Origin of the sequence: Streptomyces sp. I05A-00742 (genome assembly GCF_013055795.1) — a bacterium.
GTDB lineage: Bacteria > Actinomycetota > Actinomycetes > Streptomycetales > Streptomycetaceae > Streptomyces.
Genome location: NZ_JABETO010000038.1, coordinates 1 through 15,791, shown reverse-complemented (window position 1 = coordinate 15,791; position 15,791 = coordinate 1). Strand labels below are relative to the sequence as shown.

18 protein-coding genes are annotated in these 15,791 nt (G+C 72.7%); 12 read left to right on the top strand and 6 right to left on the bottom strand.

The window, feature by feature from the left end; all coding sequences use genetic code 11:
• Positions 1-98: 98 nt before the first annotated feature.
• Both HN013_RS26505 and HN013_RS26500 read left to right on the top strand, forming a co-directional pair.
• Positions 99-1,274: an elongation factor Tu gene (locus tag HN013_RS26505; protein ID WP_171170525.1), complete on the top strand. Its 1,176-nt coding sequence runs from the start codon at positions 99-101 to the stop codon at positions 1,272-1,274.
• A 67-nt stretch (positions 1,275-1,341) separates the two neighbouring features.
• The gene (locus HN013_RS26500; RefSeq protein WP_171170523.1) at positions 1,342-2,187 is read left to right on the top strand and encodes a spermidine synthase; all 846 of its coding nucleotides are present in this window, start codon (positions 1,342-1,344) and stop codon (positions 2,185-2,187) included.
• A 62-nt stretch (positions 2,188-2,249) separates the two neighbouring features.
• Here the strand turns inward: HN013_RS26500 and HN013_RS26495 are convergent, their stop codons facing one another.
• Complete coding sequence (locus HN013_RS26495) at positions 2,250-3,308, bottom strand: hypothetical protein (RefSeq protein WP_171170521.1); 1,059 nt, start codon at positions 3,306-3,308, stop codon at positions 2,250-2,252.
• 83 nt (positions 3,309-3,391) lie between these two features.
• Between HN013_RS26495 and HN013_RS26490 the strand changes: the two genes are divergently transcribed.
• From HN013_RS26490 to HN013_RS26480, 3 genes are all read left to right on the top strand, one after another.
• The gene (locus HN013_RS26490) at positions 3,392-3,853 is read left to right on the top strand and encodes a DUF4442 domain-containing protein (protein ID WP_171170519.1); all 462 of its coding nucleotides are present in this window, start codon (positions 3,392-3,394) and stop codon (positions 3,851-3,853) included.
• Positions 3,854-3,967: 114 nt separating this feature from the next.
• A complete protein-coding gene (locus HN013_RS26485; protein WP_171170517.1) occupies positions 3,968-4,627 on the top strand; it encodes a DedA family protein in 660 nt (219 codons plus the stop codon).
• A gap of 128 nt (positions 4,628-4,755) precedes the next feature.
• The gene (locus HN013_RS26480) at positions 4,756-5,286 is read left to right on the top strand and encodes a gamma carbonic anhydrase family protein (protein WP_171170514.1); all 531 of its coding nucleotides are present in this window, start codon (positions 4,756-4,758) and stop codon (positions 5,284-5,286) included.
• Between the two features lie 27 nt (positions 5,287-5,313).
• Here HN013_RS26480 and HN013_RS26475 read toward each other — a convergent pair whose 3' ends face one another.
• Positions 5,314-6,894, bottom strand: a complete 1,581-nt coding sequence (locus HN013_RS26475) for an FAD-dependent monooxygenase (protein WP_171170512.1) — start codon at positions 6,892-6,894, stop codon at positions 5,314-5,316.
• Between the two features lie 132 nt (positions 6,895-7,026).
• Here HN013_RS26475 and HN013_RS26470 point away from each other — a divergent pair, with 132 nt between their 5' ends.
• Positions 7,027-7,731, top strand: coding sequence for a DapH/DapD/GlmU-related protein (locus tag HN013_RS26470; RefSeq protein WP_171170510.1), 705 nt, complete (start codon positions 7,027-7,029; stop codon positions 7,729-7,731).
• A 31-nt stretch (positions 7,732-7,762) separates the two neighbouring features.
• Here HN013_RS26470 and HN013_RS26465 read toward each other — a convergent pair whose 3' ends face one another.
• Positions 7,763-8,626: an EamA family transporter gene (locus tag HN013_RS26465; protein WP_171170508.1), complete on the bottom strand. Its 864-nt coding sequence runs from the start codon at positions 8,624-8,626 to the stop codon at positions 7,763-7,765.
• Positions 8,627-8,721: 95 nt separating this feature from the next.
• Here HN013_RS26465 and HN013_RS26460 point away from each other — a divergent pair, with 95 nt between their 5' ends.
• Both HN013_RS26460 and HN013_RS26455 read left to right on the top strand, forming a co-directional pair.
• Positions 8,722-9,294: an XRE family transcriptional regulator gene (locus HN013_RS26460; protein ID WP_171170506.1), complete on the top strand. Its 573-nt coding sequence runs from the start codon at positions 8,722-8,724 to the stop codon at positions 9,292-9,294.
• Between the two features lie 42 nt (positions 9,295-9,336).
• The gene (locus tag HN013_RS26455) at positions 9,337-9,900 is read left to right on the top strand and encodes a YbaK/EbsC family protein (protein WP_171170504.1); all 564 of its coding nucleotides are present in this window, start codon (positions 9,337-9,339) and stop codon (positions 9,898-9,900) included.
• A 332-nt stretch (positions 9,901-10,232) separates the two neighbouring features.
• Here the strand turns inward: HN013_RS26455 and HN013_RS26450 are convergent, their stop codons facing one another.
• The 3 genes from HN013_RS26450 to HN013_RS26440 form a co-directional block, all read right to left on the bottom strand.
• On the bottom strand, positions 10,233-10,556 hold the full coding sequence (locus HN013_RS26450) for a hypothetical protein (protein ID WP_171170502.1): 324 nt from the start codon (positions 10,554-10,556) through the stop codon (positions 10,233-10,235).
• A gap of 327 nt (positions 10,557-10,883) precedes the next feature.
• Positions 10,884-11,312, bottom strand: a complete 429-nt coding sequence (locus tag HN013_RS26445) for a CoA-binding protein (RefSeq protein ID WP_171170500.1) — start codon at positions 11,310-11,312, stop codon at positions 10,884-10,886.
• Positions 11,313-11,467: 155 nt separating this feature from the next.
• Positions 11,468-11,995 carry a DUF1062 domain-containing protein gene (locus HN013_RS26440; protein WP_212764841.1) on the bottom strand — a complete coding sequence of 176 codons (528 nt, stop codon included), beginning with the start codon at positions 11,993-11,995 and terminating at the stop codon, positions 11,468-11,470.
• A gap of 276 nt (positions 11,996-12,271) precedes the next feature.
• Here HN013_RS26440 and HN013_RS26435 point away from each other — a divergent pair, with 276 nt between their 5' ends.
• From HN013_RS26435 to HN013_RS26420, 4 genes are all read left to right on the top strand, one after another.
• Positions 12,272-12,919 (top strand): class I SAM-dependent methyltransferase, encoded by a 648-nt coding sequence (locus HN013_RS26435; protein WP_171170497.1) that lies wholly within the window; start codon positions 12,272-12,274, stop codon positions 12,917-12,919.
• A gap of 123 nt (positions 12,920-13,042) precedes the next feature.
• The gene (locus HN013_RS26430) at positions 13,043-13,669 is read left to right on the top strand and encodes a YigZ family protein (protein ID WP_171170495.1); all 627 of its coding nucleotides are present in this window, start codon (positions 13,043-13,045) and stop codon (positions 13,667-13,669) included.
• 248 nt (positions 13,670-13,917) lie between these two features.
• On the top strand, positions 13,918-15,075 hold the full coding sequence (locus tag HN013_RS26425; RefSeq protein WP_171170493.1) for an exonuclease SbcCD subunit D: 1,158 nt from the start codon (positions 13,918-13,920) through the stop codon (positions 15,073-15,075).
• The coding region (locus tag HN013_RS26420) for an AAA family ATPase (protein ID WP_171170491.1) at positions 15,072-15,791 on the top strand (720 nt) is incomplete at its 3' end. The genes HN013_RS26425 and HN013_RS26420, both read left to right, overlap by 4 nt.

Sequence of the window (15,791 nt, the reverse complement as noted above, 5' to 3'; positions counted from 1 at the left end):
GGATCGCCCCCGGCGGCCCCGTACGGGGAGGGTCGGCCAGGCCCCGGGGCCCACGACGATCGCGTCCGACGCAGTACCGGAGAACCGGAGACCCGCACATGTCCCAGCAGGCGCACACCCCTCCCAAGACCCACCTCAACATCGGCACCCTCGGTCACCTCGGCCATGGCAAGACCACGCTCACCTCGGCCATCACCAAGGTGCTCGCCGACCGGGGCACGGCCGCCTTCCTCCCCGTCGCCCGCATCGACCGGACGTCCGAGGAGGCCGCCCGCGGGCTCACCGTCCACACCACGCACCTGGAGTACGGGACCGAGTTCCGGCATTACGCCCACGCGGACCTGCCGGGGCACCCGGCCTTCACCACCCGCGTGATCGCGGGGGCCGCCCCCCTCGACGGGGCGATCCTCGTCGTCTCGGCGGTCGACGGCGTCATGCCCCAGACCGTCGAACACGTCCTGCTCGCCCGGCAGATGGGCGTCGGGTACCTCGTCGTGGCACTCAGCAAGGCCGACGCCGCCCAGCCGGAGCTGACCGCCCTCGTCGAGCTCAGGGTCCGCGACCTGCTGTCCGCGCACGGCTACCCGGGCGAGCTGACCCCGGTCGTCCGCGTCTCCGCCCGCGGCGCCCTGGCCGGCGATCCGCGCTGGACCGCCACGATCGAGGCGCTGCTCGACGCGGTCGACACCTACGTACCCGTACCGCCACGACGTACCGACGCGCCCTTCCTGCTCCCGGTGGAGCGGGTACGGATCGTCCGCGGGGTGGGCACCGCCGTCACCGGCGTCGTCGAACGCGGCACCGTGCGCCTCCGTGACCTGGTGGAGGTCCCCGAGGCGCTGGACCACAGCGTGTGGGTGACCGGGCTGGAGAGCTTCCGCCGCCCCGTGGAGACCGCCCGGGCGGGCGACCGGGTCGCCCTGCTGCTCCGCGGGCTGCAGGGGCACGAACTCCGGCGCGGGGACGTCGTCGTCGCGCCGGGCAGTGTCACCGTGCGCCGGCGCTTCACGGCGCGCCTCCATGTGCTCACGCCGGCGGAGGGCGGCCGGCACACGCCCCTGGCGAGCGGCTACCGCCCCCAGTTCCACTTCCGCACGGCCGACGTCACGGGCGGCCTCGACCTCGGCCCGCGCGGCCTCGCCCGGCCCGGCGGGACCGTGTCCCTCACCGCCGTCCTCGACCGCCCCGTGCTGCTCGAACCCGGACTCGCCTTCGCCCTCCGCGAGGGCGGCCGGACCATCGGCACGGGCGCCGTGACCGCCACCGAGGAGTGATGCCACGGAGGAGTGACGCCCCGGACCGCGGCACCGGGCGGTCCGCCCGCCTCGGCACAATGGGGACGTGGACGAACCGATACCCGTGACCCGTGACGTGGACGGCGGCACCGCCAAGCTGCTGCCCGACATCGACCGTGAGCGCGCCTGGCTGCTGACGGTCGACGGCGCGCCCCAGTCCTACGTCGACCTCGGGGATCCCGAGCACCTCGAATTCGAGTACGCCCGGCGGGTCGGCCACGTCCTCGACGCCGCGGCACCGCCGGGCCGCCCGCTGGACGTGCTGCACCTCGGCGGCGGCGCGCTCACCCTGCCGCGCTACACCGCCGCCACCCGGCCGGGCTCCCGGCAGCTCGTCGTCGAGGCCGACCGCGGGATCGTCGCCCTCGTCGCCGAACACCTCCCGCTGCCCGCCGGTTCAGGCGTCACGGTCCGCGCCGACGACGCCCGGGCCGCGCTGGAGGAGGCGCCCGACGCGTCGGCGGACGTGATCGTCGGCGATGTCTTCGGCGGCTCCCGGGTGCCCGCGCACCTCACCTCCGTCGAGTACGCCCGGTCGGTCGCCCGGGTGCTGCGCCCCGGCGGCCTGTACGCGGCCAACCTGGCCGACGGCGCGCCCTTCGGCTTCCTGCGCTCCCAGGTCGCCACGTTCGCGGCCGTCCTCCCCCGGCTGTGCCTGATCGCCGAGGCGTCCGTGCTGCGCGGCCGCCGGTTCGGCAACGCGGTCCTCGTCGCGTCCACCGCGGACCTGCCCCTGGACCCCCTCGCCCGGCGCGCCGCGGCGGACGCGTTCCCGGCACGGGTCGTGCACGGGGACGCGCTCGACCGCTTCACCGCGGGGGCGGCTCCGGTGGGCGACGCGGACGCGGTCGGCTCCCCGGAGCCGCCGGGCGGGGCGTTCGGCGTGGGATGAGCCCCCGGACACGACAGAGGGGCGAGCCGGGGAACGCCCCGGCCCGCCCCGAAGTCCTGCGGTCAGGAGCTCTCCAGCGGGCGGAGGGAGCTCATGATCTTCTTGATGGTCGCCTCCGGCAGCTCGTCCGGCGTGCCCTTGACGCTGTAGAGGATCCACGTGGCGTAGTCGCCGTTGGTGTCCTTGTAGGTCATGGCGACGGCCTTGCCGTCGGTCGAGCACTTCCCCGTCTTCTTGACGCCGGTGACGGTGGCGGTGGCCATATGGCCGGACAGCCCGTGGTCGCTCTTAAATGCCGTGGCCTCGGACTTCTTGAACGTCCCGGTCTTCTTCTGGTCGAACGCCGCCCATACCCAGCTGAGCGCCTCGGCCTCGGCGGCGCTGGACTCGTCCTTCGCGCCCTGCGCGCCCTTGGTGCCTGTCGCCCCCATGTTGTTGTGCTCCTCGCACACGTTCTGCTTGTAGGTGGCGGGGCCCGTCATGACCGCGGCGGGTTTGGGGAGGAGGAGCGACTTGTCGTTCTTGGCGCTCTCGTCAGTGATGCTGAACTGCCGGGAGGGGCCGCCCACCTCCCAGTCCGGCGGGACGTCGAAGGCGTTGTGCCGCTTCGTGTTGACGACGACCTTCCAGCCGTCGATCACCGGCTTGATGCTGTCCCCGCCCCGCGGGTTGTCCTCCGGCGACGCCTGGCCGGAGGGGCTCTGGCTCGCGGGGGCGGACGCGGGGGCTGAGGCCGGGGCCGACGCCGGTGGCTTGGGATCGTTCCGGGCGGAGGTCTTCTCGTCGTCGTCCTTCAGCACCACGAAGCCGGTGACCGCCGCGGCGGCCACCACCGCGAGCGCCGCGGTGACCGCGATGACGGTGGTGCGCTTCCCGCCGCCCCCGCCCGGCCGCTGCGGTGCGCCGGGCGGGGCGGCCGGCGTCTGCCACTGCGGTGCGCCCGGCTGCCCGGGCCCCGGTCCACCGGGCTGGGCGTATCCACCGGGCTGGGCGTAGGGGTTCTGCTGCTGAGGACCCGGCTGCTGGTACGGATTGGGCTGGTACCCCGGCTGCTGCGGGTACGGATGAGGTTGCTGCGGGTTCTGCTCGCCCCCGTTGGCGGGCTGCTGTCCTGGCCACATGGCCGACAACCATAAGGGGCAGAGGTGACGTACGTGATCGCCGACCCTTTCCGCCCACCCCTACCGGCTGGTAACTTCGGCGCATGTCTGAGACCCAGCCCTCGATCGGCGAACTGCTCGCGGCCACCGTCCCGATGGTCCGCACGCTCAACCTCGTATACGAGGAGACCACCCCGGAGCGGGCCGTGCTGCGCCTGCCGGACCAGCCGGAGTACCAGAACCACGTGGGCGGCCCGCACGCCGGCGCGATGTTCACCCTCGCCGAGTCGGCGAGCGGCGCGGTCGTCCTCGGGGCCTTCGGCGACCAGCTCTCGCGGGTCGTACCGCTCCCGGTCCGGGCCGAGATCGCCTTCAAGAAGATCGCCCAGGGGCCCGTCACCGCCACCGCCGTCCTCGGCCGGCCGGCCGCCGACGTGCTCGCCGAGCTGGACGCCGGAGAGCGCCCCGAATTCCCGGTGCGGATCTCGATCACCCGCGAGGACGGAGTGGAGACCGGGGAAATGTCGGTTATATGGACTTTGCGGCCCAACAAGCCGAACAAATAGCCGTCGGACCTCAACCGCCCGGCCCTGGGGAGGGTCCTAACCTCCAGTAGGCTTCCCGGCGTGCGCCATCCCGGCGCACGCCGGTAAACAGGTCGTCAACGGGAGGAACCGGCGTTGCACATCCAGGAGACACTCGAAACGGTACCGGCGGTCGTCGTCTACCTGCTGGTGGGCGGGGTCATCGGGCTGGAGAGCCTGGGCATCCCGCTTCCCGGCGAGATCGTCCTCGTGAGCGCCACGCTGCTGGCCGCCTCCCAGGACCACATCAACCCGTACATCCTCGGCACCTGTGCCGTCGCGGGCGCGATCATCGGTGACTCGATCGGTTACATGATCGGCCGCAAGGGCGGCAAACCGCTGCTGGAGTGGCTCGGCCGCAAGTTCCCCAAGCACTTCGGCCCGCACCACATCGCGACCGCCGAGCGCTCCTTCCAGAAGTGGGGCATGTGGGCCGTCTTCTTCGGCCGCTTCGTCGCCCTCCTCCGGATCTTCGCCGGCCCGCTCGCGGGCGTGCTGAAGATGCCGTACTGGAAGTTCCTCATCGCCAACGTCCTCGGCGGCATCGTCTGGGCCGGCGGCACCGTCGCCCTCATCTACACGGTGGGCAAGGTCGCCGAGGAGTGGATCGGCAAGTTCTCCTGGGTGGGCCTGGTCCTCGCCGTCGTCATCGGCGTGGGGTCCTTCGTCGTGATGCGGATCAAGGCCAAGAAGGCGCAGAAGCAGGCCGAGGGGCAGCTCGCGGTACAGCCCGAGACGGTGGCTGTGAACGACTGAGCCGGGATCCGGCGCGCCGCGCCACGATGTGATCTTCACCCCACCCCGGGCGTCCGGGGTGGGGTTTCGCCTACCGTGCTCCCTAACGCCGAGGACGGCGGCGCACGGGCGACGGCGAGGAGCGGGCCATGACGGAACGGGCGTTGATCGCGGGCGTGGGCGGCAAGGAGCCGGCGGTCGATGCCGCGGCCTTCACCGCCCCCACCTCCGTGGTCGTCGGCGACGTCACCCTCGCCGCCGGCACCGGCATCTGGTACCACGCCGTCCTGCGCGCCGACTGCGGCCCCATCCGGCTGGGCGCCGACAGCAACATCCAGGACAACTGCACTGTCCACGTGGACCCCGGCTTCCCCGTCACGGTCGGCGAGCGCGTGACCGTCGGGCACAACGCCGTCCTGCACGGCTGCACCGTCGAGGACGACGTACTCATCGGCATGGGCGCCACCGTCCTCAACGGCGCCCACATCGGCGCCGGTTCGCTCGTCGCCGCCCAGGCGCTGGTGCCGCAGGGCATGCGGGTGCCCCCGGGCTCGCTCGTGGCCGGAGTGCCGGCCAAGGTCCGGCGGCAGCTGACCGACGAGGAGCGCGAACTCATCCGCGTCAACGCCGAGCTGTACGTGGAGCTGGCGAAGACGCACCGCGAGGCGATGGGCGGCTGAGCCGCCGGGGATCCACGAGCCGGTCCGTCAGCGGGGTGCCGAGCCCGTGATCGAGGCCAGGGCGTGCTCCAGGCCGGCGTCGTTCGGTGGGCCGTCGTGCCAGCACGCGCCGATGTGGCCGTCGGGGCGGACGAGCAGTGCTCCGCGCGGGCCGAGGCCGCAGGCTTCGGTGTGCTCGTGGGGGAGGGGCTCGACGCGCAGCGGCCATGGCCCGTCGGTGTGGTGGGACCGGCGGGCGGGGTCCGGGGTGAGCAGGGTGAACCATTCGCCGCAGGCGTCGAGCGTGGAGCGGTCGCGGGCGAGCCAGAGGTGCGGCAGGCGATGGCCCGGTTCCGCGGTGGGGACGTAATCCGTGCCCGTGGCGGGCGGGTCGGGCTCCTCGGGCGGGGCGCTGTCGTCGGCGAGGACGGCTTCGGAGCGGTAGGCGGCGCCGAGGACGAGACCGAGCTGGGCGAAGTACCGGTCCGACCAGGGCAGTTCGAGGTGGTCCGGTGGCGCCGCGCCGGTGCGGAGCTGTTCGCGCCGCTGGTTCTGCACATGGAGCAGGAGCTGGGTGTTGGCCACCGCCTGCCGGAGCGTCCGGTGGGCGACGGGCTGCCGCTCCGTCGCGTAGGTCGCCGGCAGGCCCGGTCCGGCCCATCCATGGAGCACGCCCGCCAGTTTCCAGCACAGGTTGTGCGCGTCGGCGATGCCGGTGTTCATGCCCAGGCCGCCGACGATGGGGATCGCGTGCGCGGCGTCGCCGGCCAGCAGGACCCGGCCGTGCCGGAAGCGCTCGGCGACGAACGCGTTCATCACCCAATGCTGGACCCGCAGGACGTCGGCCCGTACCTCCCCGTCGGAGCCGAGGGCGTCCGAGACGAGGCCGGGCCAGTCGGCTCGTACGGCGGCGTCGGGTGTGGGGACGAACCAGGCCCAGCCCCCTTCGGGGTAGAGCGGGGCGAACAGGCCCCGCGTGGTGAAGTACACCCCGGCGGGCCGGTCGGCGCACCACCGGTCGAGGTCGGCGTCGAACACGACGGTGGTGAAGCCTCCGAGCGCTCCGGGGCCCGTGGCGCCGATGCCCAGCAGGCGGCGGACGGTGGAGTTCGCGCCGTCGGTGGCGAGGACGTAGCGGGCGTGGACGCGTGTCCCGGCACCTTGCCGGTGGTCGACGAGCGAGGCGACGACGCCGTCGGTCGCCTGAGCCAGGCCGACGAGTTCGGTCCCGAACCGTACGGGCGCGTCCGCCGCGGCGAGCAGGAGGGGCTCCAGGCGATCCTGCGAGGTGACCGCGCCGGTCACCGGGCTCTCGGGTACGGGCGCGTTGATCCCGACCATCGCCGCCGTGGCGAAGTCGCGGTCGCACAGGGTGTCGCGGAAGCGGATGCGGCCGTACTCCGGTGCGAACGCGACGGCCGTGATTCCGGCGGCGAGTCCGAGCTGCCGGAAGATCTCCATCGAGCGCACATTGACCAGGCGGGACCGCGGGAAGGGCGACAGCTCGCCGTGCTTCTCGACCAACAGGGTTTGTACGCCCCAGCGTTCCAGGAGCGCCCGGGCGGTGAGCCCGACCGGCCCGCCGCCGACGATCAGTACCGGCACCTCGGTGTCCGCCACGGGTTCCATCTTCCGCCGCCGGAGGCCGACCGCAATCCGGCCGCAATCGGGCCGGCGACCGCGCCGGGCCCCCGCCCGGTAGGGGCAAGATCACAGGACGCGGCCCCGGCCGCCGGGCGGACCGCTGAGTACGGTGAGCGGGTGCCGAAGTACCGAAACACGTTCTTGTCCGGCGCCGCTTCGGCCCTCGGGGCCTGGCGGCGCCGCACCGTCTCGCGGGCGGTCCACCGCGGCTGGCGCTGGGTCCAGGACAGCGGTGCCGTGACCGCCGAGCGCCCCGGCCCGTACCGCTTCGGGCGGATCGGCGCACACACCCGCCTCGCCTTCCCCCTGGGCACCGTGTTCGGGGAGCGGTGGATCGAGCTGGGCGACCACTGCATCGTCGGGGAGCAGGTCACGCTGACCGTCGGCATGGTGCCCGGGCTCGACCTCGGCCCCGATCCGCTGCTGCGGCTGGGCAACGGCGTGGTGCTCGGCCGGGGCAGCCATGTGATCGCCTCTCGGGAGGTCACCTTCGGGGACGACGTCTTCTGCGGACCGTACGTCTACGTCACCAGCGACAACCACGCCTATGACGACCCCGACCAGCCCATAGGTCACCAGTGGCCGCGCAGCGCGCCCGTCACCATCGGGCCCGGCAGCTGGCTGGGGGCCGGCGCGGTGATCCTGCCCGGCGCGCGCCTGGGCCGGAACGTCGTGGTGGCGGCCGGGGCGGTGGTCCGGGGCGAGGTGCCCGACCACGCGGTGGTGGCCGGGGTGCCCGCCAGGATCGTTCGGCGCTGGGACGCGGAGCGGGGCTGGACCCCGCCGCTGCGCGCGGCGCCGTCCTCCGTGCCCGAGCCGTGAGCGCGGTGCGCCCCGCGTGCGGTGTCCGGACTCAGCCCGAGGCGAGCAGGACGGTCCCGACCAGGGCCAGTCCCGCGCCCGACGCCTGTACCGTGCGCAGCTTCTCGTTGAGCACGCCGCGTGCGGTCAGCGCCGTCACCACCGGGTAGAGCGAGGCGAGGACGGCCGCGACGGTCACCGGGCCGCTGTTCGCGGCCAGGTTGTACGTGCCGTTCGCGGCCACGTCGGCCAGCCCGACGAAGGCCAGCGCGGGCAGGGCCGGGACGAGGGCGCTCAGGCCCTCCTCCGGCAGCGCCGGGGTGCCGCGCCGCGTGGACACCAGTAGCGCGCCGCCGCCCACGAGCACGTTGCACAGCCGCTGGACGAACAGGGCGAGGAAGAGGCCGGTCAGGTTGTCGGACGCCTCGGCGATCAGCGCCATCACGGTGCCGAAGCCGAGCGCCGCGACGAAGGTGAGGAGGAGGGTGCGTTGTTGCACCGACCCGCCGCCGCCCGACCCGCTCGCCAGGACCACCCCGGCCACGGCGACCACGATGCCCGCGACCTGGAGCAGCCCCGGCCGCTCGCCGGCCGCGAGGCCGACGCCGAGCGGCACCATGACGCCGCCGAGCGCGGCCACCGGGGCGACGACGCCCATGGGCCCGAGCGCCAGCGCCTTGTAGAAGAAGAGCATCGCCACGGGACCGACCACACCCGCCGCCACCGCGTACCAGAATTGTGGCCCGGCCTCGGACCAGCCACCGGTGGCGACGACGACCGTCCCCAGCGCGGCCAGGGCCAGCAGCTGCGAGACCACCACCACGGTCAGGGCCGGTATCCGCCGGGTGAGCAGGCCGCCGCCGAAGTCGGCCAGCCCCCACAGGAGACTGGTGGCCAGGGCGAAGATCGGTGTCATGGGGTGAACCTCGCAGTGCAGTACAGTGAATGGTGCGATCGAGCACACCCTAGTTCACTCAAATGAACCGCGTCATCGAAAATATTGGATGGAACGTGACGGACCTCGACCAGCTCACGCAGTCGCTCGCCCGGAACCTGAAGCACTGGCGCGCCGAGCGGAACTTCACGCTCGACGCCCTCGCGGCGCGCTCCGGAGTGAGCCGCGGCATGATCATCCAGATCGAGCAGGCGCGGACGAACCCCAGCGTCGGCACCACCGTCAAACTCGCCGACGCCCTCGGCATCAGCATCGCCACCCTGCTCGACTACGAGCAGGGGCCGCGCGTCCGGACGGTCTCCGAGGAGCAGGCCGTGACGATGTGGTCCACGGCGGCCGGCAGCCACACCTCCCTGCTGATCGGTGCCGAGGGCCCCGGCCCGCTGGAACTGTGGGACTGGCGCATCGAGCCCGGGGACAGCAGCGTCTCCGATCCGCACCCCGCCGGCACGACGGAACTGCTCCGCGTGACCTCCGGAGTGCTCACCCTCGTCGTGGACGGCGACGAGTACGCCGTCCCCGCGGGCACCGCGGCCGCCTTCGAGTCCAACGTCCGGCACCAGTACCGCAACGACGGCTCCGAGCCGGTCACCATGACCATGGCGGTGGCCGTGCCACCGGTGCGCTGAGCACCGACCGGCCGCCGTCCGGCGGCTGTTAGCGTGGCTCCCATGATCGATCAATCGACCCCGCTGGACGCGTTCGACGACGTCACGCCTGCTCTGGAGCGCATGGACCTGCTGGTCCCGCCCGTCGCCGCCGCCCTCCGCACCTGGCCCGGCCCGGGCCCCGCCGACCAGGTGCTGCACGTCGACACCGCCCCCGAGGTGGCCGACACCGCCGTCCTGGTCGAGAACTACGGCCCCTGGCTCCTTGAGCAGTCCGCCAACTGCGTCGTCGTCGCCGCCAAGCGGGGCGGTGTCGCCTCCCTGGCCGCCTGCGTCGCCCTCGGCCACACGCGGGTGGACGTCAACGGCGCCGTCCGGCGTCATCTCGGGGCGCGCAAGGTGTCCTTCGCGCCGATGGACGCCGCGCTGGAGGCGACGGGTATGGAGTACGGCGGCATCACGCCGATCGGACTGCCTGCCGGGTGGCCGCTGTTGATCGATGCCGCGGTCGTCGCGACCCCGTACGTTCTCATCGGCAGCGGCAGCCGACGGGGCAAGATCATCGTGCCTGGTCGGGCTCTGGGCGAACTTCCTGGTGTCACCGTGCTGGAGGGGCTCGCCTCCTGAGCCGGCGGGACGCGGTCCTTGGGGCGCGGTGACGTCGGCCGTGGGACTCGGTCGGCCGCCGACAGGTCGAGGGGCCGGTCCGAGCCGCCGATGTCAGCTGTCGTGTCCGAGAGGCCGTCACCTGCTCGATCTGCCGCCCCGACGCCGTCCTCGGCCACCTCTTCGACTGACCACGGTCCGGTTCGAGGCGTGGATCAGCCGATGCAGGGTGCCCCGCAGGCGGAGCCCGCCGCCGCGGTGCGACAGCCGTGCTAACGCCGCCGGGGCGGCCCGTCCGGATCTCACGTCGGAGGGCCGCCCTGGGTGCTCAGGAACTGGAGAGGACCGAACGGTCACTGGGAGGCCGCACGGCCCGGGGCGGAGGCGGTGCCGGCCGGCTTCTGCTGATCCGCCTCGCAGATGAGGAAGTCCTTCGTCTCCTTGTTCAGGCAGGTCATGCCGATAGCGATGTCAAGGGCGGGCTTGGCGACGGGCGGGATGTCGAAAATGTTGCAGTAGACCAACCCGTCGGCCGGATCGACCTGGCACCCGCTGGCCGCGGAAGCCGACGGGGCCGCCAGTCCCACGACCCCCAAGGAGAGCACCGAAGCGGCGAGCGCCGCCGCGACGCGGGCGCGAGTCGACTTGCGTGTGCTGTTACGTTCGGTTGAAGTCATGACTTCCTAACGATCAACAGCCTTCTATAGTCACTCAATCCTTAAAGATCATTCCCGCCGTCCGAGGCAACCGACTGCCCCATTCCCCCCCCGTCCGGCCTTGCCCCCGGCCGGCCCCACGACGGCCACCGGGTCCCGGGAGAGACGACGGTCCTGTTCCTGCGGCGTCACACGATCCCCCTTGCTCCCCGGGGAGTGGCCCGTACTACCGTCGTAAGACTGCCCGGCCGCCGACGCGGCGAATTCCGCGTTCACCGTTGTGGGTGACGGACGGACGTGCGTTCCCGCGGGGCGGGGCCGCCTCTCTGCCCGGTGGGGGCCGGGCGTCTACCGGCCCGCGGCCGAGCGATCGCCCAGGGACTTGAGCTCGATCGCCGGGCAGCGGTCCATGACCATGGACAGCCCCGCCGCGCGCGTCCGCTCGTACGCGTCCTCGTCGATGACGCCGAGCTGGAACCAGACGGCCTTGGCGCCGATGGCCACGGCCTCGTCCGCGACGGCTCCGGCGAGCTCGGATCTGACGAAGACGTCGACGACGTCGACGGGGAACGGAATGTCGGAGAGGGTGGCGTACCCCTGCTCTCCCCGCACGGTCTCGGCCTTGGGGTGTACGGGCACGACGCGCTTGCCGTGGCGGCGGAGTACGTCGGCGACGCCGTGGGCGGCGCGCTGCGGGTTGTTCGAGAGGCCGACCACCGCCCAGGTGTCGCCGCTCTCCTCGATGATCTTTCGGATGGTCCCCGGTTCTGCGTACATGCCCGCTCAACGAGCGCTCCTGCGCGAGCATTCCCGGCGCCCTCCGCTGCCCTGTTCCGGGCGGCTCGGCAACGGCATGGCGGTGGACGAAGGCGGACAGGGGAAGGGCCCGTCCGGCGGATCGTGCCGGACAGGCCCTTGGTTCCGAGGAGGGCTCAGCGCTTGAGCGTGAAGGTGAAGTCGCCGGAGAGCTTGCCGCTCAGCCGGACCGCCGATACGAGGTTGCCCTCCGTGATCAGTCTCTCGACCTCGGCCCGCGAAAGACCGCACCCTTCCGCGATCAGTCGCACCGGCCGGACAGGGATCCGCGCCGCGAAGCGGACCGAGACATCGATCACCTCGTGGTCCAGGTGATCCGGTCCGCCGGTGTCGAGGCGCCAGGCGTTGTCCCAGTCGAGGGTGATGCGATTACGGCGCCGCACGACCGGATCCTGAAGCAGCTCGGCGGTCAGGCCGGGGTCGTTGGCGTGCAGCCGGTCCAGCAGTTCAGGTCGTACGGAGCGCACGTTCATCCGTTCCAGGACCGTGAGTTTCGCGGTTTCCCCGCAAGCGGTACAGAGCACGAGGAGCCAGGCGTCGATGAGCTTGTGGTGTGCGTTGACGCGGAATTTGCCGCTTGCCCGGAATCGCTCGGACGCGCACGCGTGGCAACGGCGGAGAACGAGCGGCAGGCAGGTGGGCATGACCACCCAGGTTTTGAGCACAGAAGTACACCGGTTCCAGTGAGAATCCGCAGCAAAAAGGAGCGCGGCGCACAGGCGCGACGCGCGACGATTCAGCGCTCGGGAGGTCTCACACGGTGTACAACGGCACGTCCCTTCGCTGGACGACTGGACGACTTGGACCGACAGCACGGTAATGGCACACAGCGGCGCTCCTCCACCGGTTTTCGAGCGCCTCACTGCCCGGTTCGTGATTCCCTTGGCCCGCCTCCGGGCCAGGAACTACTGTTCGCGAGCATGGTTGAACACGATGCCCTCGGTGCCACCCGCGAGGCCTACGACGCTGTCGCCCCCACCTATGCGGAGCTGTTCCGTGACTCGCTGCGTGACAGTCCCCTGGACCGCGCGATCCTGGGCGCCTTCGCCGAGGCCGTCAGTGCGGGCGGGAACGGTCAGGTCGCGGACCTGGGCTGTGGGCCCGGTCATGTCACTGCTCATCTGGACGGGCTGGGGCTGGCCGCGTTCGGTGTCGATGCCTCTCCCACGATGATCGAGCTGGCTCGGCGGGCCTGTCCGGGCCTGCGGTTCGACGTGGGCTCGATGGCCGCGTTGGACATCGCTGACGGCGTGCTGGGCGGCGTACTCTCCCGTTGGTCGATCATTCACACGCCGCCGGGGGAACTCCCCGTCATCTTGGCGGAGTTCCACCGCGTGCTGGCGCCCGGCGGCCACCTTCTGATCGGCTTTTCGGCGAGCGAGGATCCGTCCCACCCGACGCAGGTCTTCGACCACACGGTCGCGCCGGCCTATCGGTGGTGGCCCGACCACCTCGCCGCGCTGCTGCGCGAGACCGGGCTGGCCGAGGTGGCCCGGATGGTCCGCGAGCCCCGGCCCACCGACCGGCGGCAGTTCCAGGAGGTGCACCTGCTCGCCCGTAAGGCCTGAGCGGGGGTTGTCCGCTCGGAGCAGGAGCAGGCGGTCGTGTATCCGTGGGGTTCCCGTGACTCGTGGGGTGGCCCCTCGGATAGCCTGTTCGAGCAGGTCGGAGACCCATCGTGAAAGGCAAGGATGCAGGACGAGTACCGCACCCTCGCCCGTGAAGGCGTGCACGAGATCGAGATCAACAAGTCGCGCTTCATCTGCGCGCTGGCGCCCGTCGCGACGGAGGAGGAGGCCCAGGCGTTCATCGCCCGGATCCGCCGGGACCACCCCACCGCCCGCCACAACTGCTTCGCGTACGTCCTGGGCGCCGACGGCTCGGTGCAGAGGGCGAGCGACGACGGCGAGCCCGGCGGCACCGCCGGGGTGCCGATGCTGCAGATGCTGGTGCGGCGGGAGATGCGCTACGTCGTCGCCGTCGTCACCCGGTACTTCGGCGGTATCAAGCTCGGCGCGGGCGGACTGATCCGCGCCTACGGGGGAGTGGTCGGCGAAGCTCTCGACACCCTCGGCACCGTGACCCGCAGGCGCTACCGGCTGGCGACCGTCACCGTCGACCACCAGCGGGCCGGAAAGCTGGAGAACGAACTGCGGGCGTCCGGACGCACCGTGCGCGAGGTGGCCTACGGGACGGGCGTGACGATCGGGATCGGGCTGCCGGACTCCGAGGTCGAGGCGTTCCGGGCGTGGCTGGCGGACGCGACGGCCGGCACGGCGGTGCTGGAGCTGGGGGACGAGGCGTACGGGGAGGCCTGAGGGCAGGCGGCCCGACCCTGCGGGCACGGTTCGGTGAGCGGCGCCGCACCCGCTCCGGCCGCCCGGCCGCGGTGCGGAGGCACCGGCCGCCCGGCCCCCCACCGGATGCGAGACTGTGGGGCGGTTGTGAGCCCCGGAGGCGGGCGGAGCCGGACGGGACGGGCCGGAACGCCCAGGGCCGGTGTGGAGGCCCAGGGCCGGTGTGGAGCAAGGGGAGGAACGGACAACGTGGTGACGGGAGCCGACGCGTGAGACTGCTGCACACGTCCGACTGGCATCTGGGACGCTCCTTCCACCGGGTGGGCCTCCTGGACGCCCAGCGCGCCTTCCTCGGGCATCTCGTGGAGACCGTGCGAGCGCGGGAGGTGGACGCCGTGCTCGTCGCCGGTGACGTCTACGACCGCGCGGTGCCGCCACTCGCCGCCGTCGAGCTGTTCGACGAAGCCCTGCACCGCCTCGCGGAGACCGGCGTGCCGGTCGTCATGATCTCCGGCAACCACGACTCCGCCCGCAGGCTCGGCGTCGGCGCGGGGCTCCTCGGCCGCGCCGGCATCCACCTGCGCACCGACCCGGCCGGGTGCGGCACCCCCGTCGTCCTCTCCGACGCGCACGGGGACGTCGCCTTCTACGGCCTGCCCTACCTCGAACCCGCGCTCGTCCGCGGCACCCTCGGCGCCCGGGGGACCGGCCACGCGGCCGTGCTGGGGGCGGCCATGGACCGGGTGCGGGCCGATCTGGCCGGACGGCCCGCCGGGACGCGTTCCGTCGTCCTCGCCCACGCCTTCGTCGCGGGCGGCGCGCCCAGCGACAGCGAGCGCGACATCACCGTCGGCGGGGTCGCCGCGGTACCGCCCGAGCTCTTCCACGGCGTGGACTACACGGCGCTCGGCCATCTCCACGGCTGCCAGACGATCACCGACCGCGTCCGCTACTCCGGCTCGCCGCTCGCCTACTCCTTCTCCGAGGCCGCCCACCGTAAGACCATGTGGCTGATCGACCTCGACGCCGACGGCACGGTGACCGGCGAGCGGGTCGACTGCCCGGTGCCCCGCCCGCTGGCCCGCGTCCGGGGCCGGCTGGACGGGCTGCTGGAGGACCCTGCCCTCGACCGGTACGAGGAGGCATGGGTCGAGGCCACCCTCACCGACCCCGTCCGCCCCAAGGACCCCATGGCCCGGCTGGCCGCCCGCTTCCCGCACGTGCTCAGCCTGGTCCTGGACCCCGACCGCGCCCCCGAGGACCCCCTCGCCTCCTACGCCCAGCGGCTGCGCGGCCGCTCCGACCGGCAGATCACCGAGGACTTCGTGGCGCACGTCCGCGGCTACGGACCCGACGAGGACGAGCGCGCCGTGCTGACCGCCGCCCTCGACACCGTGCGCGTGACCGCCGCGGAGGAGGAACGATGAGGCTGCACCGCCTGGAGATCACCGCCTTCGGGCCGTTCGCCGCCCCGCAGACCGTCGACTTCGACGAGCTGTCGGCCGCCGGGCTGTTCCTGCTGCACGGGCCGACCGGCGCCGGCAAGACGTCCGTCCTGGACGCCGTCTGCTACGCCCTCTACGGCGGCGTCCCCGGCGCCCGCCAGAGCAGTGGCCCCGGCCTGCGCAGCGACCACGCCGCACCGGACGTCCCTACCGAGGTCACCCTCGAACTCACCGTCGGCGGGCGCCGGTTGGAGATCACCCGGCGGCCCGAACAGCTGCGGCCGAAGAAGCGGGGCACCGGTGTCACCCGCGAGAAGGCGTACAGCACCCTGCGCGAGTTCCGCGACGCCCAGTGGCACGGCCTCAGCCGCTCCCACCAGGAGATCGGCGAGGAGATCACCCAGCTGCTCGGGATGAACCGCGAGCAGTTCTGCCAGGTCGTCCTCCTGCCGCAGGGCGACTTCGCCCGCTTCCTGCGGGCCGAGGACGGCGCCCGCGCCCGGCTGCTGGGCCGGCTCTTCGACACCGGCCGGTTCGCCGCGGTCGAGGACCGCCTCGCGGAACTGCGGCGCGCCGCCGAGGCCCGGGTGCGTACCGGCGACGAGCGGCTGCTGGCGCTCGGCCACCGGATGCGGCAGGCCGCGGACGACCCCGCGCTGCCCGAGGTCGGCACCCCGGCACCGGCCGCGGCCGCCCCC

What these genes read in the sequence shown, in the direction of transcription:
- HN013_RS26450 (WP_171170502.1), bottom strand. Translation starts at nt 10,556, where the DNA reads ATGACTTCAACCGAACGTAACAGCACACGCAAGTCGACTCGCGCCCGC.
- HN013_RS26440 (WP_212764841.1), bottom strand. Translation starts at nt 11,995, where the DNA reads ATGCCCACCTGCCTGCCGCTCGTTCTCCGCCGTTGCCACGCGTGCGCG.
- HN013_RS26445 (WP_171170500.1), bottom strand. Translation starts at nt 11,312, where the DNA reads ATGTACGCAGAACCGGGGACCATCCGAAAGATCATCGAGGAGAGCGGC.
- HN013_RS26435 (WP_171170497.1), top strand. Translation starts at nt 12,272, where the DNA reads ATGGTTGAACACGATGCCCTCGGTGCCACCCGCGAGGCCTACGACGCT.
- HN013_RS26475 (WP_171170512.1), bottom strand. Translation starts at nt 6,894, where the DNA reads ATGGAACCCGTGGCGGACACCGAGGTGCCGGTACTGATCGTCGGCGGC.
- HN013_RS26495 (WP_171170521.1), bottom strand. Translation starts at nt 3,308, where the DNA reads ATGTGGCCAGGACAGCAGCCCGCCAACGGGGGCGAGCAGAACCCGCAG.
- HN013_RS26490 (WP_171170519.1), top strand. Translation starts at nt 3,392, where the DNA reads ATGTCTGAGACCCAGCCCTCGATCGGCGAACTGCTCGCGGCCACCGTC.
- HN013_RS26505 (WP_171170525.1), top strand. Translation starts at nt 99, where the DNA reads ATGTCCCAGCAGGCGCACACCCCTCCCAAGACCCACCTCAACATCGGC.
- HN013_RS26430 (WP_171170495.1), top strand. Translation starts at nt 13,043, where the DNA reads ATGCAGGACGAGTACCGCACCCTCGCCCGTGAAGGCGTGCACGAGATC.
- HN013_RS26455 (WP_171170504.1), top strand. Translation starts at nt 9,337, where the DNA reads ATGATCGATCAATCGACCCCGCTGGACGCGTTCGACGACGTCACGCCT.
- HN013_RS26480 (WP_171170514.1), top strand. Translation starts at nt 4,756, where the DNA reads ATGACGGAACGGGCGTTGATCGCGGGCGTGGGCGGCAAGGAGCCGGCG.
- HN013_RS26465 (WP_171170508.1), bottom strand. Translation starts at nt 8,626, where the DNA reads ATGACACCGATCTTCGCCCTGGCCACCAGTCTCCTGTGGGGGCTGGCC.